The organism is Asanoa ishikariensis, assembly GCF_900107455.1.
Taxonomy (GTDB): domain Bacteria; phylum Actinomycetota; class Actinomycetes; order Mycobacteriales; family Micromonosporaceae; genus Asanoa; species Asanoa ishikariensis.
In genome coordinates this window covers 545,614-571,202 of record NZ_FNQB01000005.1, presented here as the reverse complement: position 1 = coordinate 571,202, position 25,589 = coordinate 545,614, and the positions used below count along the sequence as shown (strand labels likewise).

Here is a 25,589-nt window from a genome sequence, read left to right as displayed (position 1 = left end):
GACCCGCGCGAGAGCCTGGCGTACAAGCTGCGCAAGATCCTGATGATGAAGACCCGCGAGACGCTGTGCACCGACCCGTACGTCGTCGACGACCGACTCACCCCGTACGACGAGGTCCTGAAACGGTCCGATCTGCTGGTCATCGCCGCGCCGCACCCGGATTACGCCACTGTGGACACTGACCGACCGGCGTGAACCGCCCGAGGACCCGCCCGGCGCACAGAGACCACCGCCGGCCCACTGACCCGGCCGATGCCCGACGCACCGGACGGGTTCGACGACGTCTATCGGGCCGAGGCGCCCGCCCTCGTCAGGTTCCCGACCTGGCAGGGCGCCCGCCTCGCCGACGCCGCCGACGTCGCCCAGGAGGCGATGATCGATGCCTACGGCGGTGGTCGACCATCTGGGCGCCGCGGGCCTGGGTCCGCCGGGTCGCAGCCCGCACCTGGTGGCGGCGCCGCCTGGCCGACGGACCGGAGTCGGTCGAGCTCGTCGACGGCGGACCGCTGCTACGCGCCAGGCAGCAACGCCATCACCGCCTTCGAGCAACAGCACGACGTCCTCCGCCTGCTCGCCCACCTGCCACCCCGCCAACGGCCCTTGTTGAGTTCACCTCGATGAGCTACCCGTGGAGAATGGCCACGGGATTGTAGGCATCGTCACCGGCGTTGCAGGTTGCCCACGAGTAGTAGCCGATGGTTTCGACGCTACCCAGGCGACGGTAGTCAAGCTTGTACCAAGGGGCGTCGCACTGGGTTGCCGCCTGATAATAGCCGGAGCCGGAGGAGCAGACCGCGAAAGCCTCGTTGGTGACGTCGCGGGCAACACAGTTACCTGGATACGCTTGTGCAGGCGTCGCGACCACCGCGACGCCTGCAGTGGCGAACAATGCCACAGCGGTAAATTTGGTAGCAAGCTTCACAACGAGCCCTTTCGCGCTAAGACCAAATCGGTTGCCGACGACCAGGGGGTGGTTCCCCCGCCCTGGTAGGCGGGTATGACTCCCCACCTGGTTGGCCGCCGTGATCCTGCCAGCGCCCGTCATCGGCCTCCCATCGGTGGATCACAGGCGTCAAAGCAGCGGCTCTCTCACAGGTGCGCTGGTTGCTTAGTGAAATGGGGGAGCGTGAATTGCCGGTTGGTGGGATGGGAATCCGGTTCGGCCTTACACGTTCTCGGCCTCGGCGCCGCCCTTGGCCAGAATGGCCGCCGTCTCCGCGGAGCAGCAAGATCACGTGGGCAGACCCCGATGAAGATTTGCTGGCTACATCGCAGTCAAAGCTGGGTCTTTAAGCGCGTTCTAAGATCCGCGCTCCGTCGAGCGTTGGCCACCAGGTCCTGGACTACGCGTCGACATCGTCACCTCTTGTCCTGGTAGATGGCGACCTCACGCTTATGCCGAGGACAGTGCGCAGCTTGCCGGCTCCGACCTGTGGTGGCAGATCTCAGACTCGCCCACCTACGGGCGCGGATCTGCGCGCCACGAACCTACGGGGCGCTGACCTACGAGCTGGGGTTTGTCTCGTGGACATGTGTCCTCGACCAGGTCGTGTCCCGCGGTCGGTCATTGCCCTTCGCTGGCTGTGCTCTATGTGACGTACGAGGCAAGCACAGACATCACCTCGCCGCTGCGATCGACGCCGACATCGTGCCCCGATGAGTCGCTGACGTGCAGGGTGGCGTCCGGTAGTTCGCGCGCGAGCCGACGGGCGAAAGCGATCGGCGCGTTACGGTCGCGAGCGCCGTGCCAAAGATGCACCGGCGTGGCGACCTCGATGAACGGAAACGTCCGCTCGCGCTTGATCAGGGCGAGCTCCTGCACTGTGGCACGGGTCCCCCGCCGCAGCGCGTGAGCAACAGCTTCGAACTCGATGCGTACGGCAGCACCGTGCGCGGCAACCGGTGCGGCACCCATCGCGCCGTGCAGGGCACGCTCCCGGTTCTTCGGGCTGAAGCTCCCGACGCATCGCTGCGACACGCAACGTGTTGAGCGCAGGCGCATTCCTGGCGCACCAATTCATGACCCGCGCGTTCGCCGTCATGCCCACTCGCTCGGCCGGGCCCATCGGTCCGCCCGCGGCGATGAGAGCGACAACACTGACCCGGCCCGCAAGCTGATGCGCAGCGGCCAATGTGAACGGGGCACCGCCGGACTCGCCCACCAGCGCGAACCGACCCAGGCCGAGATGACCGGCCAACGCGAGCAGGTCATCACTCCAGCTGGCCAGGCTGCGGCTGCGCTGGTGACCCGAGGCGCCGTAGCCGGGATTGTCCGGCGAGATCCACCGCAGGCCGGCTCTCCGCGCGGCCTCGTCGTAGCAGGCTCCGCCCAGGCCCGATACCGGCGTCCGTGCTGTGTAGGGAACCGGGGGTCCGTCCGGGTCTCCGAACTCATGCCAACTCAACGGCCTGCCCTCAGCTAGGGTGATCACGCCGGATATCACGTGTACATCCTCACCCTGGCCGCCATCACCCGGAGCGCCACTGTCCGACGGACACCCCACGGTAGGGCACCTATGCGATCAACGCGCGGGGCCTGATCACCTTTGCGCAGGGTCCGCGCCCATCGCCTACCAACCAACACCCACGACCGCTGCCAGTCCCCCACATAGACGTCACTGACCAGGGACAACCGACCGGACCGTGCGCAGCTGTGGACTGCATCCCGCCATCGAGGTAGCCCTACGCGTCGATCGCATTTTCCCAGCTCAAAGCGTCCGCCTCGGTCCGCCTGGGGGTGCATTTCGGCCCGTCGAGGTGGGGTTCGAACCTGCGCGCGACGACTCAACGCGATGACTGAGGGCCTGCCCAGCAACCGCGACTGACGCAACCACAAGGTGCGGCCCCGGCGAAGGTTTGTGGATGCCATCGCCGGGGCCAGCCCAATCAGTATCCGCGACGAGCCTTGCACTTCGTCGACGGGCGCCGCGGGTGGCTGACCACGCTCATCCGATGTTGCTGTTGACGTGTGTTCAGTCAGGCAAATGAGCTGACGTTCTCGGGCTCACGACTGGTGGCCCAGTGCCCCATCGAAGAGTCATCGGTCTGGGGCCCGGCATCGTGCGGATCCTCTTGTGTCCGAGGGCAAAGGCCGACGGCAACCCGCTCTACGCGCATGAATACGTACGGATGCTGATCGAACAGGGCGCGCTGCGCCAGTCAGGCCGAGGCTGGTTCCTGGAGATGCGGCTCGACCTGCCGATCCCCGACAGCGTGCACGCGGTCATCGGCAACCGGGTCGACCTGCTCGACCCCGAGGGCCGCACGGCGCTGTTCGCCGCCGCCGTGGTCGGCATGGTGTTTTGGCCGGGCGCGGCCTTCGGGAGTAGCGGCAGGTGTGTGAGCGTGAAGGCAGCTTGCTTGGCATGCTGGACCTGAGTGTCCATAGGATGAACGCCGTGGGATACCTGGTGGAGTCTTCTGGCCGTCTGGGCCTCTCCGAGTCGGACGACGCTGCTGCCGTCGCCGCCGTCAAAGCCGCTTGGGCCGAGCGAGATGGTTGGTTCAACCCGTCTATGGAGGCGTTTCTTCCATGCGACACGCTGGCCGACATAGCGCACTTTGCTGCAGCCTCGATCACTCGCGACGGAGCCTGGATCGAGTTTATTCGCAGCAAGGGAGACGGCAAGTGGTCGGGGCAGGCTACGGCCTTCTACGTGGCGATCGCGCCGTTCGTTCGCTCGGGAGTCGTCCACATCCAGGGCGAAGACGATGCCCGCTGGTCATACACCTACGCTGACGGCCAGATCGCTCAACAGGGTTGGAACGGTTGGGACGGATCCATCGAGCCATTCGGCGAGTATGTGGGGGCCAATCCGCAGATGAGCGCCGTGGGCTACACGGTAGAGCCTTCTGGCCGTCTGAACCTCTCCGAGTCGGACGACGCCGCTGCCGTCGCCGCCGTCAAGACCGCTGGCGGTTAGTCGTTCGTGGTCGCGGGCCAAGCGCCGGTTACGCACCAGCCAGCCGAACGTTCTCTCCACGACCCAGCGGCGCGGCAGGACCGTGAACCGTCCATCGCCTCCAGCAATGTCCACACCGAGCCTGCAGCGCAGTGAACGGAAAGTCCACTCAGAGTGGGCTGCGGTGATCACCTGCGCCCAGGCATCTTGACCGACCATCCTCAACAGACAGACACCGGGTTGCGAGCCGTCCCTTACGCTGGCGCAACGCCAACGACGCTGGGGCCAACCCGCCACTCGCGCAGCCTGACCCCAACACCGCGAAAGTTCGTCGTCTGAGCACTAGCCCTAAAGCCGGCTGTGGCCGGTAGGCGCTCGAGTCAGGCTGAGGCGACCAACTGCATACCGCTGCCGTCCGGCGTGGCCAGCGTCAGGCGGTTCGCTTCGATTTTGTACGTCATCGTCTGCTCAAGGACCCGTAGCACGAACCTTTCGATATCGCGGGCCGGGGCCGCGCAGGCCATGTCAGTCGTGACGACGTCGGCGACTGCGATCTTGCCTTCTGCTACTGCACTTTTGCCAGTAATCGCGTTGCATCCGGACTTGCCCGTGACCGTGGAATTCGTACCGAAGATCAAGTAGGCCTCCACCCCACCCGGTACGGAGCTCGCATTGCCATCTGCTAGGAATGTGACAACCATCCATTTGGTCGAAAGAAGGGGCCAGTCGGGATCAAGCGCGTTTCGGTCTTTGAGTCTTATCTCAGCTCCGGCCGCACTGAGGATCAATTCATCACCATTGACTTTCCAAGCTGGCCCGGACTGTAGGAATGAGCTGATCCACTCGTCTTGTTCATGGCGTCGTTGTTCGCAGCCCAAATTGGTTATTGACACTTCATCGACATTTAGTTGTCCGACGTCCAGATGTACTTCGCCATCAATCATGTTGCAGCCGGCGCTCGCGCGAACCCGGCCCGCCTCAGTGAACTCAAATTGGATCCGTGTACCCGCAACCACCTGCTTGGCGGCGCCATCCTGGGTTAGCAAGGTTGCAATGAACGTCCGACCGTCGACTAGCGGCCGGCCGGAGGCGTCAATGTCGACGAGTTCGCCGGGCCTTCTGCCCGGCTCTGAGTGGGCGCACGCGGCCAGGATCAGCAACGGGATGAAGAGAACGCTACCCAAGGACCGTTTCATGTTCGTTTTGACGGACCAGAAACGCCGGCGGCTCCCGAAGCGGTACCCGGAGTTTGTAACGACTATCGCTCGTTGTTCGGCCCGTCCCAGTCGCATGGTGCGCAAGAGGATGGTAGACCTCCGATTGACCCGGCCCGACGCATGGACCCGACGAGGCGAGCATGGTCAAGGTCGGCCTCAGGCCTTCCTGTGAGTAGGCACCGCATCACAATGGCGGCCCCGACAGGCTGCTGTGACAGCATCCCGTCGACAACAACAGCTTCAGACGTACGGACAGAGACATCCGCCGGCGCAGAGCCAGTCACGGAAGCGGGGGATGGACCGTTACGAACAGTCATGTTTCTTGGGCGAACCCGATCGAGGCCCCGTTCGGGCCACTGTGCCGGTTCACGATGTCCGGCTCTAACTGCCTCAACCACACCGTTCTGGCCCGCGACCTGCAGCAGTGCCTGCACTGGCGCAACACAAACGCGCGCCACCCCGATGTCCTGGCCGCCCAACGCCTCGAACGCGCTCGCATCCGCAGCGAACGCCAACAACGCTGGGGACGCCCACGACTGAAGGCCGTCTAATGGGAGGTGCCGGGTCAGCCGCTGACTGACTCGGTGCCACGGCAGATCCTTTTGGGCGTGTAGTCGATCTTGCGAGAGGACGACTCAGACGGCTACGAGGCAGGCACAATGTTCAGGCGGCGGCTGCATCCATGTTGCAGCGTCTGCCGCGGCTTGTGGGCAGCAACGGCGGTGGTCCGTGCGGACCCGCGTTATGCCGGCCGGTAAGCAGGATGAGAGCTGCCAGCGGATCGTCCTTGCGCGCCGCAGCTTTCGTTTCGGCTCCACCGGCAATCGCTTAGTGCCACCACAAGAGCGCTACGCCGCCATCACCCATCCAGCACTCTTGGGTGGCTACCCCGGGGGGCAGGGTAAGAGTTGGACCCCGTAGGACCAACTCCGCTGTAATCGTCCGGTGCCCCATCATCCGGGCATCACTGTTCAGCCATAACTGGAACATCCCCGCAGGCTGCACCCGCTCAGCGCAGCGCCGCCAGCGAGAGTGGCTCGAGCGAGGCTGTTAGCCCGAAGTTGGTCTGTCCGCCTCGCCGGATCTCCCTGCCCCGGCCCCCACGGAGACCTCCGTGATCCCGCCATGTCACCAGCCCCAACTCCGGTCATCGTCGCGGTTGACCCCGCAAAGGCGTCCTGGACCGCCGTCGCGAGACGCCACTGGCATCGGCGCCACGCTGACAGCTCTACTAACCACCGACCACATCGACGTGGTCGACGTGCCCGCCAAGCTTGCCCGTCGCGTCAGGATGGTCTCGACCGGACACGGCCGCAGAACCGACGAGGCTGATGCTCGTCGGTCGGCATCGCCGCGCGCTGCCACCCGCCTGAACACCGCTGTGATCGACAAGCGGTCGTCGCCGTGCGATGACTCACCGACCATGCACCGGCTGGAAGGGCTGCGGGCGCTGGTCGACCTGGGAAGGTGCGCAGGCTCTTCCGCGCTGATGACGAGTTCCTCGGCGCCTACATGGGCGATGTCTTTGCGCTCGCCAGGGGGTTATCGATATGCCGCCGGGCGAGCTCGACGTCTGTTGGCCAGCCCGGTGCACGAGGCGCGGGTTGACGCCTTGAGCGAGCAACATGGGTAATCAGGCCGCCCGCAAAAGGCCACACCGCGCCGTAGGCAGGAACTCTATGAGCTGTACTTGTGGCGGACGGACCGGATCAACACCCAGGATCTGGTCGACTTGAGCGCGCACCACGGCGTGGGCGGCTATCTGCTGGACAGCCCCCGCGAACTGCTTACGTACTGGCACGGGCGAATCAGGCACCAGGCGGAGCTCCGCTCACTACCCAGCGAAGACTCCGCCCACACCAGGTGCCGCTGGAGTACTAGCGGCGGTGGCGGGACCTGTAGCCGGCGAGCGCCCGAACGACAGCATCGATGTCTGCGTCGTTGTTGTAGTAGTGGATGGCGAGTCGGACGAACGTCCCGCGGGGACTTGTGACGATCCGCCGAGCAGTCAGGTAGGACGCCAGGCGCATCGGATCGTCGTCGCGCACCGCGACCTGCGGGCCTCGGGACTCATCGGAAGCCGGCGAGCCGATCTGTTCCCCGAGATCGGTCAGCTCCCGGTGCAGGCGACCGGTGAGTCTCGTGATGTGGACGGCGAGTGCCTGCTGATCCACTGTAGATAGAAGCGTCATCCCGGCAACGGCGCCGTACACGGCCAATACCGGCGGAGTACCGAGTTCGTAGCGCCTGGCAGTCCGGCTGTAGTCCAGCTCCCTGGCATTGAACGAGAACGGATCGACCCGGCCGAACCAGCCGGTCAGTTGGGGATCAAGGTCGCGGCGCGTTCCGTGGCGTACGTAGAGGAACGCCACCCCGGGGATGCCTAGCAGGAACTTTGAGGCGCCGCTCACCAGGTAGTCGCAGTCGAGCCGACCGACGTTGGTCGGCTCGATGCCGGCACCCTGGTACGCGTCGATGAAGACCTGGGCGCCCCGGCGACGGGCGAGCGTGGTGATCTCATTCAGCGGGAGCCGCTGCCCATGCCGGTAGCTGACAAGGGGCACCGACACCAGGCGCGCAGAGTCGTCGATTGCCCGGTCGTAACCCTCCACGGTAGCGAACCCGCCCACAGTGTCGGCGTACCGCACGCTCGCGTGCCGCTGGCGTTGCGCCAGCCAAACGTGCGCGATCGAGGGAAACTCCACGTCGCTGGTCACGACCGAATCCCCCGGCGTCCATACGAGTCCCGAGGCCACCTGGTAGGCGCCCTCAGATGCGGACGACACGATCGCTATCTCGTCGATGTGGGCGCCGATCAGCGCGGCGAAACGCCGACGCGCCTCACCGACTCGCTCAAGCCATTGCTGCCAGGGGTCCCCGAGCTCGAGCAGGCTGTGCTGGAACTCAGTGAGCGCGTCCGACAGAGCATCGGAGAGAGCGCCCTGGCTGCACGAGGCCAGGTAGGTCATAGTGCTGAGGGCCGGGAAATGCGAACGAAACCGTTCAGCGTCCCTCGACATTGATCACCTCGCGGAGTTTGTTGAGCGATGCCTGCGCGGTGACCACCACGCCGGGCCGGTCTCGGGCCGCACGGAGGTCGCTGAGGCGCTGGAGCCCGCCGAGGACCACGTCGAGGGGTGGCCCGCTCGCGGTGATGTCATTCACCCGTTCCTCCGGTGCATGCTTGGCCGGCGTTTCGAGGAAGGGCTTTACCAGCCGGTGGTGGTGAAAGGTGTACGCGGCACCGTGTGCGCGGCAGACGGCGAGGAATCGCTCCGCATTCGCCCTCAGCTGGGCTGTAACGGGACCGGTCGCCGCTTCGCGGAAAAGCAGTTCCAGCAGCGACACACCAGTGACCGCCGCCCGCAGCAGGACCTGATCCTCGGGTGGAACGTAGGCGTACTTCTCGGTGAGCACTCGCTGGTAGAACGGATCGTGCGCCGCGCACAGGCCGAGCAGCAGGTCGATCTCGTTGATCGCGGCGAAGTCGCCGGCGTTCGCACCGCGAAACTCGACGCCACCTACTTGGTACGGTTTGAAGTACGGCCTGATGTTGAGGAAGAAGCGGTCGACGTTGAGGGTCTCGCTCAGCGTGCGGTTGGATAGCAGCACGTCGTCGAGCGCCGCGCGGGCGTCCTCTAGCAGGTACGCCGCCAGTGGGCTCGACACTCCCATCGCCGGTATACGACGAAGCGCGTGTGCCGCACGCTGGTAGGACAGAACGCCGAGCCCGTTGTGGGTTACGAAGACCCGCTCGTCGTCGAGCGCGGTGAAGGTGCGGTAGCCGTACAGACATTGGTGGGCGAACACGTACCTGGGCGCGACGCCGAGCGAGGCACCTAACAGGTTTGCCAATGACTCGACCAGTTCATGCTCGGGCACGTCGACCTCGTGTCTGCGGCAGGCGCCGAGATAGAGCCCGACGGCGCCAAGGAGCTGATACCGCTCCCGCGCGTCGACCGGCGTCGTGCCGGCCTCGACGATTTGCGCGACGAGCTTCGCGCCGTTGAGGGCGATCGCCTGTTTGATCACCTCGAGGTCCGGGCCGTATAGGATCTCGCGATGGGCCGCGAAGTACGCCTCCTCGAGCTCGGTGTTGAGGTCGAGGAATTCGTGCCGCAGCCACCGGTCGAATTGCTCGACGGCTGCCCCTTGATGTGCCATGGCTACCATGCTCGCAGGGCAATGGTCCGGTTCCAGTACCATTGGGCGAGATTTGAAATAGACCAATAACCGGAGGCAGCCGTAGCACGAGGAAGCGGGGCGGGAGCGGATTATCTGCAGCTCCAGCCGGCGTCCGCGCCACGGAAAGGGTTGACCAACTGGTTGGTCAACGCGTTGCGCGCAGCGATCGCCGACGGCCGCCTGCGGGTGGGCGCCACGCTGCCCGCCACCCGTATACTCGCCGACGACCTCGGGGTCTCGCGCGGCGTCGTGGTGGAGGCCTACCGGCGGCTCGGCGATGAAGGCCTAGTGAACGCGCGGACCGGGGTCGGCACGGTCGTAACGCCGCTGCGGTCAGCACCTCACGCGGTGAAGCAGGCGCCTGTAGGCGGTCGGTCGGCCGCGGAGCCGTTAGCGCCGCCCCTACCGTTACCGCAATTGGTGGTGCCGGTTGAGGTGGACCTGTCCCCCGGAGTGCCTGACCTGTCGGCGTTTCCGCGCGCCGCATGGCTGCGCGCCGAGCGGGCTGTCCTCAATAACGCAACCGCATCCGACCTCGGCTACGGCGATCCCCGCGGCAACGCTCGACTACGGCAGGAACTGGCCGGCTGGCTGGCCCGCATCCGCGGGATCCGCGCCAATGCGGACGACATCATCATCGTAGCCGGGGTCGCCCAGTCCCTCGCGCTGCTCGCCCAACGGCAGCGCGCCCAAGGAGCGACCACCATCGCCGTCGAGGACCCAGGCTCCCGTGGCGCCCGGGACGAGCTCGCCCACTGGGGGCTCGAACCGGTGCCGGTCCCGGTCGACGAACACGGGTTGCGCGTCGCCGAGCTGGCCCGCACCGGCCTGCCAGCGGCGTTGCTCACACCCGCGCACCAGTTCCCCACCGGCGTGGTCCTGACTCCGCAGCGGCGCCGCGCCCTGCTGGACTGGGCCACGGCCGGCGGGCTGATCGTCGAGGACGACTACGACGCTGAGTACCGCTACGACCGGGCGCCGGTGCCCGCGCTGCAGGCATCGGCGCCGGCCATGGTGGCGTACACCGGAAGCACCTCCAAGACCCTCGCTCCGGGCATGCGTCTCGGCTGGCTGATTCCTCCCCGCCGGCTACACGCGGACCTGGTCGCTGCTAAACACGCCAGCGACCTGGGCAGCCCGGCCATCCCGCAACTGGTGCTCGCCCACCTCATCGCCGCCGGCGAGCTCGACCGCCACGTCCGGCTCATGCGCGCCCGGCATCGCACTCGGCGCGACGCCCTGCTCACCGCACTGCGGCAACATCTCCCACAGGCGCGCGTGCAAGGCGTCGCCGCGGGGCTCCACCTGCTGATCACCCTGCCGGACCGCAGCGGCAAGGTCGACGACACGGACCTCGCCGAACGGATCCGACAGGCCGGTGTGCTCGTCCACCCGCTGTCGTGGCATCGGCAGCGCAGCGGTCCGCCGGGACTCGTCATTGGGTACGCCGCCCACCCGCCCGACCGGCTACGGGAAGCCGCACGGCGCATCGGTGTAACCGTAGAGGCGGCGACCCAGCTCGAACTGAGTTAGCTGAACGCCTGCTTCGACCTTCGAGGATGCGAACGTGCTACCGGAACGCTCCATTCGGTGGCCGGACGACCGTCCGAATCGCTCTTGGCGGGCGGCGGGCGCAGCGTGGATCGATCCGGGCGGTCCCCTGGGTCGTCCTCGCTCAACGCCGGCGTCGGCCTCGCGACCCACGTGTGGTCGGTTGATCGCTGAGCGCGTCGAGAACCGCTGACGAGCAAACGGCACCCCGAGGCCGTCGGCGCGAGCTGCCACGGCGCGAGCTACGACGCTGTGGTACTCCCCTGCCAAAGCCACCACACCTGACTCAGCCAACTCGTCCACTGCCGCCGTGGCCTTGACCGGATCGGCCGCCGTGTCCCGTACCAGTAGCTCGATCGGCCGTCCGCCGACCCCACCGGCATGGTTGACATCGCCGACTGCCAGTTCGAGCCCGGCTAGGAGTTGCCGGCCAGCGTCGACCCAGCCCGGTCAAGTCAGTGGAAAGAGTGCACCGATCTGGATGGGGTGATCCATCCGGCGGTGTCGTTCGTTCCGACCCAACGCGTTATGCCGCAGAGCCTTCATCACGAAATTAGGACGCAGCCCCGTCGTCCGCTACCCACTCTTGGAGGTGAGCCAGATCGTCGGGCGCAAGATCAACGCATTCAACAGCGGATGCCGACCTTCTCAGCCCAGCAGTAAGGACAGCGTGGAAGCTATTCGTCGCGTACCGGGGGCGTCGCGTCGGACGTGGTCAAGGTGAAGCGGACCTTGGGCCGCGCTCGGCCGCCGAGTCGCTCGTAGAAGCGTACGGCGCCGGCGTTCCATGGAGGCGTCTGCCATTCCGCCGCGGCCACGCCAAAATGCCGTGCCACCGCCAAGACGGCGTCAACGAGTTGGGCGCCCAACCCGGCGCCGCGGTAGCCGTCGCGAAGGAATAGGCAATCCATGTGCAGGTACTCGCGCCCGGCCCAGGTCGACATCTCGAGGGCGCAGGTGGCGTATCCGACCACCTCCCCACGGACTTCCGCGACCAGGCAGTGCAACCGCGGCACGGGTGCGGCGGAAAGCACCTCTTGAAGTCGATCCGCAAGGTCGTCGGCTGGCGCGGCGGCGCGTTACTACACGGCATGCTCGGCGGCCAGTTCCACCAACCTCGGCAGATCGGGGGGACGCGCTCGTCGAATCGATCCTGAGGCAGACGACACCAAATTCCTCCACTACACCTGATTAGCTTGCGCCCTGCACACGGCCACGCCAACGGCGAACGATCCGATCACGACGCCGACCGTGCCCACTACGGGCCCGAACTCCGCCGTCGCGAACCAGTCAACGGCCGCGAGGAAGAGGCGATCGTCGGCGGCGGACAACGCTAGCCCGCTCCAGACGAGAAAGAACTGGCTGGGCAGACCGGCCGCGCCGCCCCCAGTCACCTCGGCAGCGGAAGGGATGTCCCGCGGCCGCGTTGTTACGCCATCTCCAAACCTGTGGCCGAGGTGGGGTCTAAGACCCGCGAGCGTCGCTGCCCGACCGTGCCTCGTCCATGCGATCGCCGGCCTCGAGCGCCGCTCCGTTACGAGACGTACGGTATGGGCACTCTGCTCGGGGCTGAAGTGGCGGAGGGAACACAGGATGAGGCGCGCCTCGACACCGGCGCGGCGATGGCCTCGGCGGTGGCTTGCGGGACGATCGCGACAGCCGTCTCGGGTGTGAGGGACCGTTCGGTGTGCAGCAATGGGGCGAAGCGGATCTCGACGTAGATGACGCTGTCGCGTATCAGTTGGTCGAACAGGTCCTCGACGAACATTCGTAGGCCGCGCTCGCCTTGAAGGAGGGAAACGAATCTCGGCGGCCTGGTGAGGAAGTCGGCCAGGTCCGCGCATCGCGCGGGTCCCACGAAGTCTTGGCGGTACTCGGCCAGAGTGATTTCGGGGGCGAGTGCGGCGACGGCCATAGCTAGCGGTCTGGTCAAAGTGGATGTGCAACTCGACCTTGGGCAGGTCGGCATTCATGGCGTGGTCCTCACTGGTGCTGGAAGTGCGCGGAGCCGGCTCACCGGCGAGAGGACGAGCGCGACGACGACCGCAGCCGAACCGACGGCTGCCACGGTTAGGGCGTTGTGAGCGCCGATCGCGCCGGAGAGCATCCCGGCGAAGAGCCCGCCCAGGGCGCCTCCACCGAACAGCAGCGTGCGAAACACCGCTGTCATCCGGCCCATCATCCACTGTGGAGTGGAGGTCTGCTGGAGACTGACGACGACGACGCCAGCGACGCCGAGGCCGAGATGGGTGGTGAAGAAGGAGAGGATGAACATGCCGACCATCAGCGGACGTGGACCGGCCGCGGCGGCGATCAGGGCCGGACCGAGCAGGAGCGCCGATTGGGACACGAGGTAGACGTGGCCGATCCGGAACCTTTCGATGACTTTCCGCGAGATCACTGCCCCGGCCAGCCCGCCGAGCGATGCGGTGGTGATGGCTCCAAGGGTCGTGGAGGCGAGCTGCAGATCGCGTGTGCCGTAGAGCAGGAACATGGTCCAAACGGTGATCATCGAGAAGTTGCAACAGAATCCGACGAAGGTGAGCCACCGCAGGATCGGGTTCCGGAGGACCCACGTGAGGCCGTCGCGCAGTTCGCGGCCGAGGTGTCTGGCCCGCCCGGGCGGGGGGGGAGGCGATTCCCGGGTCCGGATGAGCAGCAGCGTCACCACCGAGACCAGGTAGGTGAGGACCTGGGAGATCAGCACTATCGGCGCCGTGAGTGCCGCGACTAGTAGGACGGCGAGGCCGGGTCCGGCAACCTCCGCTGTCGAGGTGCTGATGCCCATCTTCGCGTTGGCCTCGACGTACATCGTCGGCTCTTTGACGAGCGTCGGCACGTACGACATCCAGCTCACGTCGAACAGCACCGACGCGCAGCCGATGAGGCAGGCGATGACCAGGAGCGGTGTCATGCTCAGCGCGTCACGCCAGTAGAGCAACGGGATCAGCAGGAGAAGGACCATCCGGGTGAGGTTCGCGGCCAGCATAATCGGCTTGCGGCGCGAGCGATCGACCCAGACACCGAAGAGCAGCGCGAGCCCCAGGTACGGCGCCAGCTGCAGGAATCGCAGGAGGCCGATCTGCTCGTCGCTGGCACCGAAGGCATAGATCGCGGTCAAGGGCAAGGCGAGGTTCGTGACCTGGGTCCCGAGCAGCGACAGGCTCTCGCCCGTCCAGAACCTGAGGAAGTCGCCGTTGCGCCACAGACTTGTCGGCTCCGGGCCTATGGTGGCGGGACCTGGTGGCTCGGTCAGGTCGAGGTCGTCTCTGTTGGTCACGGGGTCTCCGTCGTACGAACGCATCCGGAAGGCACCACAACGACGTACCGGGCGGGGCAGGAGGGCGTTCGCCCGCCCGGCGTCCCCAAGAGGACCATGCCGGCCGTGCGGCATGACGACGCTCCTAAGCCTGACCGCGATCGTCACGGTCCTGCCCTCAAACCGTCACCGACACATCCCAGGCGCCGGCTCCGCCGAGGAGCCGGCTAGCCGGCGGGATTCACCCGGCGCTTGCGCGGGGCCGCGGAGCGCGGTGGCTCGTTGCGCATGTGGTCGCGTACGCGGGTCATGATGTCGCCGAGGTTCCGCAGGTCGTCGGCGGACAGTGGGGCCAGCAGGAGGCGGCGGACGACCTGGACGTGTCCCGGGAGGACCTGACCGAAGAGCGCCAGGCCGGCGTCGGTGATGGTGACCACCGTGCTGCGCTCGTCGTCGGCGCTCGTGCCACGCGTGATGAGGCCGGCCTTCTCCAGCAGCCCCGCCTGGTACGTCAATCCGCTTCGGCTGTAGACGACGCCGTCGGCGAGTTGGGTCATCGTCAGTTGGCCGTTGGCCCCGGCAAGTCGGGCCAGCAGTTGGAACTGCACGTAGCTGATGCCGCCATCAGCACGAAGGTGCTGCTCGACCTGATGCTCCAGAAGCCCGACGGCCTCCATGAGCGCGAAATAGGCGTCCAGTTGCTGCGGGTCGAGCCCGTCGCTGGCGCTGCTGTCGGGTGAGGAGCCGGTCATCACTGAACACCGTACCGCTTCGAAGTCGAAGCACTGTGTCGATGGTCACTACCGCCACAGATGCTTCGACTTCGAAGCAAGATGCGAGTACTTTGCTTCGAAGTCGAAGCAAAATAGGAGGTGATCATGAAGGCCATGCGCTTCCACTCGTACGGCGCCAGCGATGTTCTGACCCACGAGGAGGTACGGCGTCCGGAGGCGGCTTCGGGCCAGGTGGTGGTCCAGGTCGCCGGCACCTCGTTCAACCCGGTCGACGTCGCGATCCGCGCCGGGTTCCTGCGCGACGTCTTCCCAGTGGAGTTGCCACATGTCCCGAACTTCGACCTCTCCGGCGTCATCGCCGAGGTCGGCGAGGGCGTCACCGCCTGGAACGTCGGCGACGCGGTGGTGGGATTCCTGTCGATGACCGGTCCCGGAGCGGCCGCCGAGTACGTAACCGCACCCGCCGAGGCGCTGGCTGCGGCGCCGCGCGGCGGCGATCCCGCCGACGCCGCGGCCCTGCCGTCGGCGGCGCTCACCGCGTGGCAGTCGCTGTTCGAGCACGCCGGGTTGACGGCTCGGCAACACGTGCAGATCAACGGCGCGGGCGGGGCGGCCGGCGGCTACGCCGTGCAGCTCGCCACGCGCGCTGGTGCCGTCGTGACGGCCACCGCCAGCCAACGAAGCCAGGAGCGTGTTCGCGCGTATGGCGCCGACCGCATCGTCGACTACACGAACAATCCGTTCCTGGTCGCGCTCGTCGACGACGGCGAGCTGCGGATCGAGGTGGCCCAGCGGCTTCCGCTGACCGCGTTGGTCGCCGTGCGCGAAGACGCCGCCGCTGGACGGTTGGCCGGCAAAACCATCCTCACCCCCGCCTGACCCACACCGCAGACAACGATGAACGGAGCGAACATGATCTGGACAGCAGGCTTCCGCAGCGCCGTAATCAGCCCATACGAGCAGGTCAAACTCAGTGAACCGCGCGGCTTCGCCGACCAGACCGTGCGGCAGGTGCTCCACCTCGCCGGCGGCGGGCAACAGTTCCGCGTGCGCCTCACGAACCGCTTCGGCCACACCGCCCTGACCATCGGGGCCGGCAGCGTCACCACCGAAGGCGGTCAAGCGGTGCTTACCTTCGATGGCGCCGAGACGGGCTCCATCCCGCCGGGGCAAGAGGTTGTCGGCGATCCGATCACTCTTCCGGTCGAGGCTGGCGACGGCCTTGTGTTGAGCCTTTACTTTCCGGAGGAGACCGGCCTCGCGACCTACTCCCACAAACCGGCCCAGCTCGCACACGTCGTGCCAGGCGAACAGGTGACGTCGCCGCGGCTGAACGATTCCGAGCAGGTCGAGGCCAGGTTCTACGTCTCGGGCATCGACGTGCTCAGCTCGGTCGGCAACTCGATCGCCGTGGCATTCGGTGACTCGTGGTTCGAGGGCGTCGGATCGACGGTCGGCGCGAACAACCGCTCCGTCGACTTCCTCAACCGCCGCCTCGACAAAGGCTGGGTCGTCAACCAAGGTATCGCTGGCAACCGCCTGTTGACGGACGAGGTCGGCCAACACGCGCTGAGGAGATTCGACCGGGACGTGCTCTCGGTGCCCGGCACCACCCACGTCCTGGTCCACTTCGGGATCAACGACCTGGGTTTGCCCGGCATGTTCGGCGAGCCGCCCGCCGCAGCGGACGCGCTTGTCGCGGGCTTCACCGAACTCGCCGCGCGGGCCCACGCCGCCGAGCTGAAGATCCTCGTGGCCACCATCGGCCCGTTCGGCGGCGCCATCTATCCCGGGATCAGCACCCCCGAAGCACTCGCCACTCGACGGATGGTCAACGACTGGATCCGGACCACCGACACCTTCGACGGAGTCTTCGATGTCGCCGCCGCGGTCGCCAACCCCAACGCTCCGGACTTCCTGCACCCCGCACTGGACAGCGGCGACGGCATGCACCTCAACGACGACGGCGCGCGGGAGATGGCCAACACCGTCGACCTGAACTCCCTTTCATGACCCGCCAGGAAACCCGTCCGTGATGTGAAGGTCGTAGGTGTCCTCGTTCGCCTCCGAGAGGCGCAAGTAGGCCGTGACGCCAAGAATCTCCTTGCGGCCCCAGAGGATGGCGGGACTCGGCGACGGCACATCCACCGCGATGTGCCATCCGTCGTGCTCCAACGTCCGCCGGTAATAGGCGACCACCGCGTCCTTCGACGCCGCGCCGTTGAGCTGTCGACCTGCGTAGGCGACCATGCGATCAACGGCGCAGCCGGCATACGCGTCGGAGAGCACCAGCCCGTCGGGCGCTTGCCGCAAGATCGACAGGCCCGCGAGGACCCGTCCACGCTCATCGCACTGTTCGACCCGACCCGGCAACGTGACCGCGATGACGAGAATCGCCGCCACAAGGAGCACGGTGGCGGCCGCCCTGATTCGCATCCGCCGAACGTAACGGCGCCAACCCCGCACACGTCGCTGAAACATCATGAGCTCGCCACAGGACGCCACGCCCGCCTCGAGGCCGGAGCAAACGTCACAGGAGATCCATTTGTAGAACCTGGCCCTGCCAGGCCTCAACCGCGAAACGGTCCGTGGCCCGGAAACCCACGGACTCGTAGTAGCGCACCAGTTTTCCGTTCCCGCAGGCCCAACAATCGACCCGTAGCCGGCGTATCCCGGCTGCTCGCGTCTGTTCCTCGGCGAAACGCAGGAGTTTCCGGCCGGTCCCACGCGAGCTCGCGTGACGGGAGGCGACCAAGGCGCATACGTAAACCTCGTCGACCGTGGCCGGTGGGACGTGGTTCGGCGCGTTGCCGAGCACGATACCCCCGGCCATTCGATTCTCTGATGTCTCGGGGCCTACCCTCCGGGTCCGCCGCACCAGTCACGGATGGCAGCCACCGCCGCGGCAGTTGCGACCACGGCACCGTGCCCAACTGACCAACCCGGCCGCTCCGTAACAACCGAGCAACGGCTTCATCGAACAGACCGGCGATCCGTCGACATCCGTCTGGCGTGCGGCGCGGATCGTCAGCTTCGTATCCTCCGCGGTCATTGACCTCCCCTGCCCTCATCTTGAAATGTGTCGGTGGTCAGGGCTTGCGGGCGCGCTCGCGGCCCAGGATCCACAGTGCTTCGACGCCGTCTTTCCAGGTGACCTTCTTGCCCTCTTCACGACCACGAGCCCGGTAGCTGATCGGCACCTCATACGGCCGGATCTTGCGACGCAACAGCTTCCCGGTCACCTCCGCCTCCATACCGAAGCCCCGCGACTTGATCTCCAACGACCGGTACAACGAGACCGGCAACAGCTTGAAGCAGGTCTCCAGATCACCGATGTACGAGTTGATTCCCATCGCCACAGACCGCTTTGGTCCAGTCTGCGGCGATGCCATTCGCGGAGCGCGACCTGCTTGGCGCCAAGCACAGTCTGCGGGCCGCCGGCCAGCGCCGCCCACCGCACCCGGGCCGCGGTGTCATCAGGCGGTCGAGCACCTCGGCCAACGCGGCGTCAGCCGCCGCCGACGGCATGGGCGGTGGCCCGGACGGGGCCAACGCGGCCCAGCGCATGCAGCGCGTCGAGGGTTCCGTCCAACGTCGCGGAACGCTTCGGCGGCGGCCTGGGGGTTGCGGATCACGTCGACCTCGATCCCTGGAACCGCCGCCCGCACCCGCCGAAGGTGGGCCGCGGTGCGGGCCGCCAAGTACCGGCGTCCGGCCACACAGATCAGGTCGAACGCGGCCCGTGCTGGCGTCGCGGAGCCGAGCACCTCGTCGAGTTCTTCGTCCTCGTGGTATCCGTACAACAGCCAGGTCCCGAAGCCGTACGGGTGGTCCGGCAATGGGTGAGGGAACGAACCAAGACGGCTCCCGTCACCCCGGAAACACCACGTTCCGACGGTCGCAGTCCTCGCGCGGTAGTCCTTCGTCTCAAGTTTGTCGAGCTCCTGTTGGTTGTCCGTCGGCTGACGTAGGCCGTGTGGCTGATTTCCGTGGGGTTTTGGTGCGGGAGCATTTCTGATCATGTTCCATCAACGGTTCTGATCGGAGTTTGCGGTGACATGGTGGCGAAAGCGGAAGCGGGAGACGTTCGAGCGCGTTCACGTCATGTACGTCAAGGACAAGGACAAATACCCGCCCTTCTTCTGGACGGCGTGCCAATGCGGCTGGTCCGGCGAGAAGCGGCCGGATGAACCGGGCGCCCAGGAAGCCGCCTTCGCCGACGCACACGCTCACGCCGAGGTCCATGCGGAGATCCTGCCCATCGAGATCGTGGCGGACGTCAGTTATCCGCTGGATAAACCATGAGATCGGGCTAGGGCGCCGGCGGCTGTTTTGGCGGGCACGACGCGGTGGCCCAGCGGTGCGGGGCGGTCGACGTCGTACGGCTCACAGGGTGCGCTGTGCCGCGACCGCAACCGAGTGGTTCTCCTCCAACCCGTGGCGTCTGCGACCAGGTCCGGAGATCGTTGCGGTGCTCGAGCGTACGGACGACTTCAGCACCGCGACCTGTCAGCTTCGGCTGCCCATCGAGCCGGCGTAACGACCTGGTGAGCATCCGGACAGCGCAAGCTGGCCCGGCCGCTCTATTGTGACCGAGCTGCGCCCCAAATCGAGGTCGGCCGCGGTCGTACGCCTCACCTTCCAGTCGCGCCCGTCTGGGGATGTGCTTCGGCGTCAGATCCTTGCGCGCTGGACGAGGTGGGTGCCCGCGAGTATGCAGACAGCCGCAAGGGTGAGGGTGAGGGTGACGGCGGCACCGATCGCGACGGTGCCGTTCGCGTAATGCCTGAGGAATGCCTGGCGTACGGCATCGACCGTGTATCGAAACGGGACGACGCGGGATGCCGCGTTCAGCCAGCCTGGGGCGAGGGTCATTGGCAGCAGCAGGCCGTGCCACGACTACGGGACGGTCGGTCCACTAGCCGACAGGTGGTGCAAAGCAGGCCGAATAGCCGCTCTCACCACTGAGGCGCGTACACGGTAGACAACACTCGAGTAACACCGTCTCCCCCAAGCGTGGGTTTTATCGTCCATTTGGCAAGCCCAGGATACTGCGGACCTTAAATGGACAGGCATTGCTGCCGTGCGTAATGGTTCGCTGATTCTTAACCGTTCTGCCCAGCCGAGCGTTCGTACGAACTATGGTCGGTGGACGGTTGGCGCTCAGGCCTTCGTTACACCGCTGCGCCTGGGTGCCGATAAGGGTGATATGAACGCGACGGATTTCGACCATGTGGACACCGAACGTCACTCCGGAGCACCCAGCTAAGCGGCCTGGTCTGGGCATGTTGTCCCCAGATGTGGAGGTTTTGGGAGAGCTGGGTCGCGGAGGGAATGCCGTTGTTTACCGAGTTCGGCGCAAGGGTGCGATCATGGCATTGAAGTTGCTGCACCCCGGACGTGCCGACGAGATCAACACGCAGGCGGGCATGGTGACGACCCCGCCGACGCAAGAGTTGACGATTCTGCGCCGGGAGGCGGCGCTGATGGCCGCCGTCGGCCATCCCGGGCTACCTCGCATTTATGAAGTCGGACAACTCGGTGATAGACCGTATCTAATCCTGGATCTCGTAGAGGGTCGTCCACTGTCTGATGTGTTGGTCGACGGTCCGTTACGGCCTGTCCAGGCGATCCGCTTGGTGATGGACATCGGCGAGGTGCTGGCCGCTATGCACCGGACGGGGCTGGTGCACCGCGACATCACTCCTCACAACATCATGGTCGTCGGTGACGGCGGGGCCAAGCTGATTGACTTCGGGCTTGCCATCCAACTCGCATCCCGCGATCAAGCCAGGGTCGGAACGCTCGCCTATACGGCGCCGGAGCAGTCAGGAATGCTAACGCGGCCCGTCGACCTCCGTTCGGACCTTTACGCTCTCGGGGTTGTGCTGTATGAATGCGTCACTGGAGAACCGCCGTTTATTGCGGAGGATCCGGTGGCATTGCTACGTATGCATGCGGCTGTGACCCCACCCGAGCTTCCGCCAGAGTTGCTGCGAGCGTGTCCGACGATCGCGGCCATTGTCAACAAGCTGCTCGCGAAGGACCCCGACGACCGGTACGCCAACGACGACGACCTGGTCGCAGACCTACGCCAGCTCGCCGCCGACCCCAAGGCGGTGTTCGAGCCTGGCCGCCGCCGGAGTCCCGGCCCGGACGCTCGTGGCCCGCTCGCCGGCCGGGATGGCGAGCTAGCACGCCTAGCGGCGTGCTGGATGGAGGCCCGCGGCGGCAACGGCGGCGTGTGCGTTGTGCGGGGGGAGAGTGGGTCGGGCAAGAGCCGACTAGTCGCAGAGCTGGTCGCGGCAGCACGTGCGGATGGGGCGTTTGTGCTCTCGGGCAAGAGCGCCATCGACGACTCTCGGCCGCTGGCGGCACTCCGTCGCGCCGTTGACGATGCGGTGCGGGCGTTGGCCACCGTGGCAGACGAGACTCGAGTTGTCTGGAATGCAGGCCTCCGCGCGGCCGCAGGCAGCGCAGGGTCTTTGTTGAGCGATCTCTCCCCGGCACTTGGTGACCTGTTGGGCAGCGAACCCGACAACCCCGACGACGCAGCCCAACGCACGGATCAGTTCGCTGATGCAGTCGTTAAGTTTGTGGTTGAACTGGCCCGCGCAACCACCGGCGGCATGATCTTGCACCTCGATGACGTGCAGTGGCTCGACTGTGGTACTCGCGAAATCATTGCCAGGCTCGCCGCGGTGGCGAACGAAGTACCGCTGCTGATCGTGTGCACCGGCCGAGACGACCCAGCAAGCGGCGCGGCCACCGACGACTTCCGCATGGCTCTCGGCGACACCATCAGCCTCGAGCTCACACTGCCCCCACTCGATGAGCGGGGGGTTGCAGACCTGGTGGTCGGGCATTTCCCGGGCATCGACCCGGCGGCGGATTTGATCAGACAACTTGCCACCCGGACAGGTGGCAACCCGTTTGTGAGCCTGGAATATTTGCGCTCTGTCATTGACGCCGGGCTGCTGTGGCCCGCATGGGGCACGTGGATGCTCGATCAGGAGAAGCTTGGCGCGCTGGAGCTGCCAGGGGATGCGCTGAGTTTGGTGCTGGCGCGGGTGGACACGCTCACCGCGGAGAGCCGGCGGCTACTCATGAGCGCGGCGTTGATCGGGGATCAGTTCCGGCCGGATCTCCTCGCGACAGTGTGCGGAACCGACCTCGGCGTTTCGCTCGCCGCCCTAGAGGAGGCCGCCAGCCGTCACCTCGTCACTTGGTTCCCTGGTGGCCGCTACGTCTTCGTCCACGACCGTGTCCGCGAGGCACTAATCGACGATCTCGCCTCCCCGGCACGGCGGGCTTTGCACCGACGAATCGCTGACGTCCTCGCACCCACAGTGGCCGGAGCCTCTGCAGCTGAACCCTCGGATGTCTACGCGGTGGCCCACCACTATATGAACAGCGATCAGATGAACAGCGATCAGGCCGACGTGATCCCGCAGGTCTTCGCCGCCTGCGTCGACGCCGGCCGGCTTGCCATCGCCGAGCACGCGCCGGCCGCAGCGATCCCCTTTCTTGAACATGCCGCCGAGACCGGCAATCCCCTGGATGGCGCCTTCTTGCGGTTGCTCGCAACCGCGCTGCAGCGCGACGGTAGGTACGACCAAGCACAGGAGCGGCTGGAACAAGCGCTCAGCGTCGAAGCCAGTGCGCTGGATCGCGCCGCGATTCTGGCTCAGCTAGCCGACGTGCATCGGGCTACATGGCACGACAGCGAGGCATTTACGGCAGCGAATCAGGCACTCGCCGAACTAGGTGTCTGGGTCCCGCGTAATCCGCTGCTGGCGCTCGGCTTGATGCTTGGGGCCAGCGCCAAGGGCCTGTTCGTGGTTGCTACGGGGATCGGCTTCGGCACGTCCCGTGCCCGACGACGTGAGCGGCACGCGCTCATCTCATCGCTCCACTATGTGTGCGCATACGCGGGTTTTACTGGCCTGCGACCCGGACTGTTCGCCGTCCACGCGATGAGGGGACTGTCCGCGGGGAGCCGACTTGGGCTCAGCGCGGAATACGCCAGGACGCTGGTATTGGCTGGATTTGCCGCCGCCGTGATGCGGCTGTGGCCACTGTCGGACTGGCTGTTCCGCCGGTTCCAGGTCACGGCAGCCAATCTGAACGATCCACGTGTGCTCGCGTTCGGTCAACACTTCCAGGCGGCGGCCTACTACATGGGCGATCGGGACGGGGGAGCCGCCTTAATTCGGTCACTGGACGACAATCAGCGCTGGCTCGATCCTGGCCTGGTCGACGACGGGGTCGCCAGCATCTGTTGGGAGGCCGTTGTGGAGGGGCGAACACGGTTTGCACGCTCCTGGTACGCGCACGCGCTGCAACAGCGGTCGAACGACGCCAACGTCGCTGACCAGGTCAGCCCTACTTCGATGATCGCTGTCGCGGCCTTTACCCTCTCGGCAGTAGGCCGCGCGGCCGAAGCCGGCGCAGAGCTGCGCCGGGCCCGGAAACTGGTCGACCGGCACGGAAGCGTCGGTCACAGGGTCAACCTGCTCTGCGCCGAGATGGTCGCCTGGCATGAACAGGGGGAAATTGGCGAACCGTTCGACCAGACTGTTGCCGAGTTCCAGAGTCTCCGAATCAAACCATTGCTTGCGTTCCGGCAGTACCGGGTGTTCTGGATGCACCAAGCGCTCGGCCGGGTCGCGCAGTACGGGGCGGCATCGAAGAAGCAGAAGGCCGAGCGGCGTGCAGCAGCCCATCGAGCCGTCCGGCAACTACGTTTAGTGGCTAACACGGCGCTGCTACGGGGCGCCGCCCGGCTGGCTCGGGCCCAGCTCCACCTCATCGAGGGACGGCCACGGCGGTGCCTAAATACGCTCGCCCGGATCCGCCCGCTTGAACCAGACGCACCGCTCCTCGCGTTTGAGACGGCACAAACTCGGGCTCGGGCGATGGCCGCCTTAGGGCACAATGTCGAGGCGACGCGCCAGGCGAAATATGCCGAGGCGATCGCGGTCGAGGAGGGATGGCCGCATCGTATCCGGCGAATCCGGGCCGAATTCGACGTTCAAGGGGGGTTCGACGGTTCCAGAGTGGTCGGTCGAGCGTCCTCCGGCACCATCGAGCACATGCGACTGCAGGCGGTGCTTGCGGTGAGCCGGGCCGCAGCGCAGGCAGTGGATCACGACTCGCTGGTCCGCATCGCACTGGACGAGACGATCCGGATCCTTATGGCCGACCGCGCTCTGCTATTTCTATTCGAGACAAGCACGGGTGGCGATGGCGACCCCGGCGCCCTCTCGCCCTACCTAGGCCGGGACGCTAACGGCCAGGACGTCCAAACGTTTGTTCAGTACAGCACGACGCTGGTCGACCAGGTGGCGGCCACTGGCGAACCGATCGTGGTAACTGGAACCGAGGAGGGCGCTGCGCTGGGCTCGCAGAGCGCAGTCATCCACGGCCTGCGCAGTATTCTGGTTGCTCCACTGCGGCTTGATGGCCAGATGCGCGGAGTGTTTTACCTCGACAGCCAAATTGCCAAAGGTGTCTTCACCGCCGAGGATCTTGAGACGCTCACGGCCATCACCGACCATATCGGTGCCTCCATGGAAACCGCCCGTGCCGCCCAGCTCGAAGCGTCGATGCAGATGACTCGACGGCAACGCGACCTCGCGGAAATGCTGCACGAGACCCTGCGGGATATGTCCGCCACGCTCGAGCCGGACGAGGTACTCCACCGCCTGCTCGGTCACCTCGCCAAAGTGACTTCGCCGCAGGACACCTGCCTGCTAACTTCGGCCAACGAGGGACTACGCGCGCTTGTCGCCGCACGGGACGGCGCACCACCGCGCACCCTCACTTTGCCCGACGACCCAGCGCTGCGACGGCTTCTCGAGGCGGAACAGCCTGTCGCGCTGACCCCTGCGGAGCTGCCCGCCTCCATCAGGGCCTACCTCGAGCCGGTGGCATCGGCCATCGTCCTGCCGCTGGCGACGCGCAGTGCCCGCCTCGGTACGCTGTTACTCGCGACGCCAGACGAGCACGCGTACACGGAAGCCGAGATCAAAGTCGCCACCGCCCTCGTTGGTCAGGGCGCCGCAGCGTACGAGGACGCCACGCTGTTCGCCAAGGTGCAGACACTGGCCGCCGTCGACGAGTTGACCGGAGTACCTAACCGCCGGCGCTTCTTCGACGCGGCCGAGCGAACGCTCGCCGCCGCGCGCGGCATCGGCCAGCCCGCAACCGCCATGATGATCGACATCGACAATTTCAAACGCATCAATGATCGCTACGGGCACCCCACCGGCGACGACGTCATTCGAGCAGTTGCCGACCGCCTAGCCACCAGCATCCGCGCCACTGACATCCTTGCGCGGTATGGCGGCGACGAGTTCGCCGTGCTCCTGCCAAACACCGAGCTCGACGCCGGCATGCAGGTGGCCGAGTGGCTGCTGGCCGCAGCCGGCGACCGGCCGACCAACACGCGGTCCGGCTTGATTCCGGCAACGATCAGCATCGGCGTTGCAGCCTGCCGGTTCGATGACGACCTGCCCACACTTCTCGCCGTTGCCGACAACGCTCTTTACGACGCCAAGCAGGCCGGTCGTGACCGCGCCCACTGCGCACAGCGGTGATATCACCGCCCATTCGGCGTCGTTCGGTGCGGCAGCCTGACAACCAGCGAAGTATCCCGACCCGCGGTCTGCCCAATGTGTCCTGGAAGGCGACTGCGAATTGCCCGCCTCCATCGAGAACCCGAGGCGCACCGGAACCC

21 protein-coding genes and 6 pseudogenes are annotated in these 25,589 nt (G+C 66.2%); 10 read left to right on the top strand and 17 right to left on the bottom strand.

Features of this window, described 5'->3' with window-relative positions; genetic code table 11:
- Together BLV39_RS39475 and BLV39_RS39470 are read left to right on the top strand one after the other, a co-directional pair.
- A pseudogene (locus BLV39_RS39475) lies at positions 1-195 on the top strand (nucleotide sugar dehydrogenase); the annotation flags it as partial.
- Positions 196-252: 57 nt separating this feature from the next.
- Positions 253-621 carry an RNA polymerase sigma factor gene (locus tag BLV39_RS39470; RefSeq protein WP_090804000.1) on the top strand — a complete coding sequence of 123 codons (369 nt, stop codon included), beginning with the start codon at positions 253-255 and terminating at the stop codon, positions 619-621.
- 1 nt (position 622) lies between these two features.
- Here the strand turns inward: BLV39_RS39470 and BLV39_RS42735 are convergent, their stop codons facing one another.
- The 3 genes and pseudogenes from BLV39_RS42735 to BLV39_RS45280 all read right to left on the bottom strand — a co-directional run.
- Complete coding sequence (locus BLV39_RS42735; protein ID WP_143050106.1) at positions 623-895, bottom strand: hypothetical protein; 273 nt, start codon at positions 893-895, stop codon at positions 623-625.
- 693 nt (positions 896-1,588) lie between these two features.
- The gene (locus BLV39_RS39465) at positions 1,589-2,002 is read right to left on the bottom strand and encodes an alpha/beta fold hydrolase (protein WP_143050105.1); all 414 of its coding nucleotides are present in this window, start codon (positions 2,000-2,002) and stop codon (positions 1,589-1,591) included.
- Between the two features lie 73 nt (positions 2,003-2,075).
- Positions 2,076-2,432 (bottom strand): annotated as a pseudogene (locus tag BLV39_RS45280) (alpha/beta fold hydrolase); the annotation flags it as partial.
- Positions 2,433-3,129: 697 nt separating this feature from the next.
- Between BLV39_RS45280 and BLV39_RS39460 the strand changes: the two are divergent.
- Both BLV39_RS39460 and BLV39_RS43445 read left to right on the top strand, forming a co-directional pair.
- Positions 3,130-3,378 (top strand): hypothetical protein, encoded by a 249-nt coding sequence (locus BLV39_RS39460; protein WP_239084054.1) that lies wholly within the window; start codon positions 3,130-3,132, stop codon positions 3,376-3,378.
- 20 nt (positions 3,379-3,398) lie between these two features.
- Positions 3,399-3,923: a hypothetical protein gene (locus BLV39_RS43445; RefSeq protein WP_176985271.1), complete on the top strand. Its 525-nt coding sequence runs from the start codon at positions 3,399-3,401 to the stop codon at positions 3,921-3,923.
- Here the strand turns inward: BLV39_RS43445 and BLV39_RS45275 are convergent.
- Positions 3,912-4,010, bottom strand: a pseudogene (locus BLV39_RS45275) (transposase); the annotation flags it as partial. The gene BLV39_RS43445 and the pseudogene BLV39_RS45275 overlap by 12 nt on opposite strands.
- A gap of 272 nt (positions 4,011-4,282) precedes the next feature.
- Positions 4,283-5,086, bottom strand: a complete 804-nt coding sequence (locus BLV39_RS39450) for an META domain-containing protein (protein WP_176985324.1) — start codon at positions 5,084-5,086, stop codon at positions 4,283-4,285.
- A gap of 347 nt (positions 5,087-5,433) precedes the next feature.
- Here BLV39_RS39450 and BLV39_RS44640 point away from each other — a divergent pair.
- A pseudogene (locus tag BLV39_RS44640) lies at positions 5,434-5,670 on the top strand (IS630 family transposase); the annotation flags it as partial.
- 1,326 nt (positions 5,671-6,996) lie between these two features.
- Here the strand turns inward: BLV39_RS44640 and BLV39_RS39440 are convergent.
- Positions 6,997-8,088 carry an aminotransferase class V-fold PLP-dependent enzyme gene (locus BLV39_RS39440; protein WP_204082989.1) on the bottom strand — a complete coding sequence of 364 codons (1,092 nt, stop codon included), beginning with the start codon at positions 8,086-8,088 and terminating at the stop codon, positions 6,997-6,999.
- A gap of 34 nt (positions 8,089-8,122) precedes the next feature.
- Positions 8,123-9,292 (bottom strand): monodechloroaminopyrrolnitrin synthase PrnB family protein, encoded by a 1,170-nt coding sequence (locus BLV39_RS39435; RefSeq protein WP_176985322.1) that lies wholly within the window; start codon positions 9,290-9,292, stop codon positions 8,123-8,125.
- A gap of 141 nt (positions 9,293-9,433) precedes the next feature.
- On the opposite strand from BLV39_RS39435, the gene pdxR reads away from it, so the two are divergent.
- A complete protein-coding gene (pdxR, locus tag BLV39_RS39430) occupies positions 9,434-10,837 on the top strand; it encodes a MocR-like pyridoxine biosynthesis transcription factor PdxR (protein ID WP_239084053.1) in 1,404 nt (467 codons plus the stop codon).
- Here the strand turns inward: pdxR and BLV39_RS45270 are convergent.
- The 6 genes and pseudogenes from BLV39_RS45270 to BLV39_RS39400 all read right to left on the bottom strand — a co-directional run.
- Positions 10,772-11,278, bottom strand: a pseudogene (locus BLV39_RS45270) (ABC transporter substrate-binding protein); the annotation flags it as partial. The gene pdxR and the pseudogene BLV39_RS45270 sit on opposite strands and share 66 nt — an antisense overlap.
- Before the next feature lie 254 nt (positions 11,279-11,532).
- Positions 11,533-11,889 carry a GNAT family N-acetyltransferase gene (locus tag BLV39_RS39420; protein ID WP_204082988.1) on the bottom strand — a complete coding sequence of 119 codons (357 nt, stop codon included), beginning with the start codon at positions 11,887-11,889 and terminating at the stop codon, positions 11,533-11,535.
- A gap of 147 nt (positions 11,890-12,036) precedes the next feature.
- The gene (locus BLV39_RS39415) at positions 12,037-12,249 is read right to left on the bottom strand and encodes a hypothetical protein (RefSeq protein WP_090803984.1); all 213 of its coding nucleotides are present in this window, start codon (positions 12,247-12,249) and stop codon (positions 12,037-12,039) included.
- A gap of 140 nt (positions 12,250-12,389) precedes the next feature.
- Entirely contained in the window at positions 12,390-12,770 is a 381-nt protein-coding gene (locus BLV39_RS39410; RefSeq protein WP_090803981.1) for an amidohydrolase family protein, read from the bottom strand.
- A gap of 54 nt (positions 12,771-12,824) precedes the next feature.
- Positions 12,825-14,135, bottom strand: a complete 1,311-nt coding sequence (locus BLV39_RS39405) for an MFS transporter (protein ID WP_239084052.1) — start codon at positions 14,133-14,135, stop codon at positions 12,825-12,827.
- 206 nt (positions 14,136-14,341) lie between these two features.
- On the bottom strand, positions 14,342-14,866 hold the full coding sequence (locus tag BLV39_RS39400; RefSeq protein WP_090803976.1) for a MarR family winged helix-turn-helix transcriptional regulator: 525 nt from the start codon (positions 14,864-14,866) through the stop codon (positions 14,342-14,344).
- Positions 14,867-14,992: 126 nt separating this feature from the next.
- On the opposite strand from BLV39_RS39400, the gene BLV39_RS39395 reads away from it, so the two are divergent.
- Together BLV39_RS39395 and BLV39_RS39390 are read left to right on the top strand one after the other, a co-directional pair.
- Positions 14,993-15,727, top strand: a complete 735-nt coding sequence (locus tag BLV39_RS39395) for an alcohol dehydrogenase catalytic domain-containing protein (RefSeq protein ID WP_090804165.1) — start codon at positions 14,993-14,995, stop codon at positions 15,725-15,727.
- A gap of 33 nt (positions 15,728-15,760) precedes the next feature.
- Positions 15,761-16,861, top strand: coding sequence for a GDSL-type esterase/lipase family protein (locus BLV39_RS39390; RefSeq protein ID WP_090803973.1), 1,101 nt, complete (start codon positions 15,761-15,763; stop codon positions 16,859-16,861).
- Here BLV39_RS39390 and BLV39_RS39385 read toward each other — a convergent pair.
- The 3 genes and pseudogenes from BLV39_RS39385 to BLV39_RS39375 form a co-directional block, all read right to left on the bottom strand.
- Entirely contained in the window at positions 16,856-17,251 is a 396-nt protein-coding gene (locus BLV39_RS39385) for a hypothetical protein (protein ID WP_143050104.1), read from the bottom strand. The two genes, BLV39_RS39390 and BLV39_RS39385, sit on opposite strands and share 6 nt — an antisense overlap.
- A gap of 127 nt (positions 17,252-17,378) precedes the next feature.
- Entirely contained in the window at positions 17,379-17,681 is a 303-nt protein-coding gene (locus BLV39_RS39380; RefSeq protein ID WP_090803968.1) for a GNAT family N-acetyltransferase, read from the bottom strand.
- A gap of 256 nt (positions 17,682-17,937) precedes the next feature.
- Positions 17,938-18,192: pseudogene (locus tag BLV39_RS39375) on the bottom strand (glycosyltransferase family 2 protein); the annotation flags it as partial.
- A 760-nt stretch (positions 18,193-18,952) separates the two neighbouring features.
- On the opposite strand from BLV39_RS39375, the gene BLV39_RS39370 reads away from it, so the two are divergent.
- The gene (locus tag BLV39_RS39370) at positions 18,953-19,153 is read left to right on the top strand and encodes a hypothetical protein (protein WP_090803966.1); all 201 of its coding nucleotides are present in this window, start codon (positions 18,953-18,955) and stop codon (positions 19,151-19,153) included.
- A gap of 369 nt (positions 19,154-19,522) precedes the next feature.
- Here BLV39_RS39370 and BLV39_RS39365 read toward each other — a convergent pair whose 3' ends face one another.
- Positions 19,523-19,723 carry a hypothetical protein gene (locus BLV39_RS39365; protein WP_204082987.1) on the bottom strand — a complete coding sequence of 67 codons (201 nt, stop codon included), beginning with the start codon at positions 19,721-19,723 and terminating at the stop codon, positions 19,523-19,525.
- 356 nt (positions 19,724-20,079) lie between these two features.
- Here BLV39_RS39365 and BLV39_RS39360 point away from each other — a divergent pair, with 356 nt between their 5' ends.
- On the top strand, positions 20,080-25,449 hold the full coding sequence (locus BLV39_RS39360; RefSeq protein ID WP_090803964.1) for a diguanylate cyclase: 5,370 nt from the start codon (positions 20,080-20,082) through the stop codon (positions 25,447-25,449).
- The last annotated feature ends 140 nt before the right edge of the window (positions 25,450-25,589 follow it).

Excerpts from the sequence above, each read along its gene's own strand:
- BLV39_RS39370 (WP_090803966.1), top strand. The coding sequence starts at position 18,953 with ATGTACGTCAAGGACAAGGACAAATACCCGCCCTTCTTCTGGACGGCG.
- BLV39_RS39460 (WP_239084054.1), top strand. The coding sequence starts at position 3,130 with ATGCTGATCGAACAGGGCGCGCTGCGCCAGTCAGGCCGAGGCTGGTTC.
- BLV39_RS39390 (WP_090803973.1), top strand. The coding sequence starts at position 15,761 with ATGATCTGGACAGCAGGCTTCCGCAGCGCCGTAATCAGCCCATACGAG.
- BLV39_RS39395 (WP_090804165.1), top strand. The coding sequence starts at position 14,993 with ATGAAGGCCATGCGCTTCCACTCGTACGGCGCCAGCGATGTTCTGACC.
- BLV39_RS39435 (WP_176985322.1), bottom strand. The coding sequence starts at position 9,292 with ATGGTAGCCATGGCACATCAAGGGGCAGCCGTCGAGCAATTCGACCGG.
- BLV39_RS39360 (WP_090803964.1), top strand. The coding sequence starts at position 20,080 with ATGTGGACACCGAACGTCACTCCGGAGCACCCAGCTAAGCGGCCTGGT.
- BLV39_RS39470 (WP_090804000.1), top strand. The coding sequence starts at position 253 with ATGCCCGACGCACCGGACGGGTTCGACGACGTCTATCGGGCCGAGGCG.
- BLV39_RS39400 (WP_090803976.1), bottom strand. The coding sequence starts at position 14,866 with ATGACCGGCTCCTCACCCGACAGCAGCGCCAGCGACGGGCTCGACCCG.
- BLV39_RS39410 (WP_090803981.1), bottom strand. The coding sequence starts at position 12,770 with ATGGCCGTCGCCGCACTCGCCCCCGAAATCACTCTGGCCGAGTACCGC.
- BLV39_RS39465 (WP_143050105.1), bottom strand. The coding sequence starts at position 2,002 with ATGCGCCTGCGCTCAACACGTTGCGTGTCGCAGCGATGCGTCGGGAGC.
- BLV39_RS39365 (WP_204082987.1), bottom strand. The coding sequence starts at position 19,723 with ATGACCCTCGCCCCAGGCTGGCTGAACGCGGCATCCCGCGTCGTCCCG.
- BLV39_RS39380 (WP_090803968.1), bottom strand. The coding sequence starts at position 17,681 with ATGGCCGGGGGTATCGTGCTCGGCAACGCGCCGAACCACGTCCCACCG.
- BLV39_RS39440 (WP_204082989.1), bottom strand. The coding sequence starts at position 8,088 with ATGACCTACCTGGCCTCGTGCAGCCAGGGCGCTCTCTCCGATGCTCTG.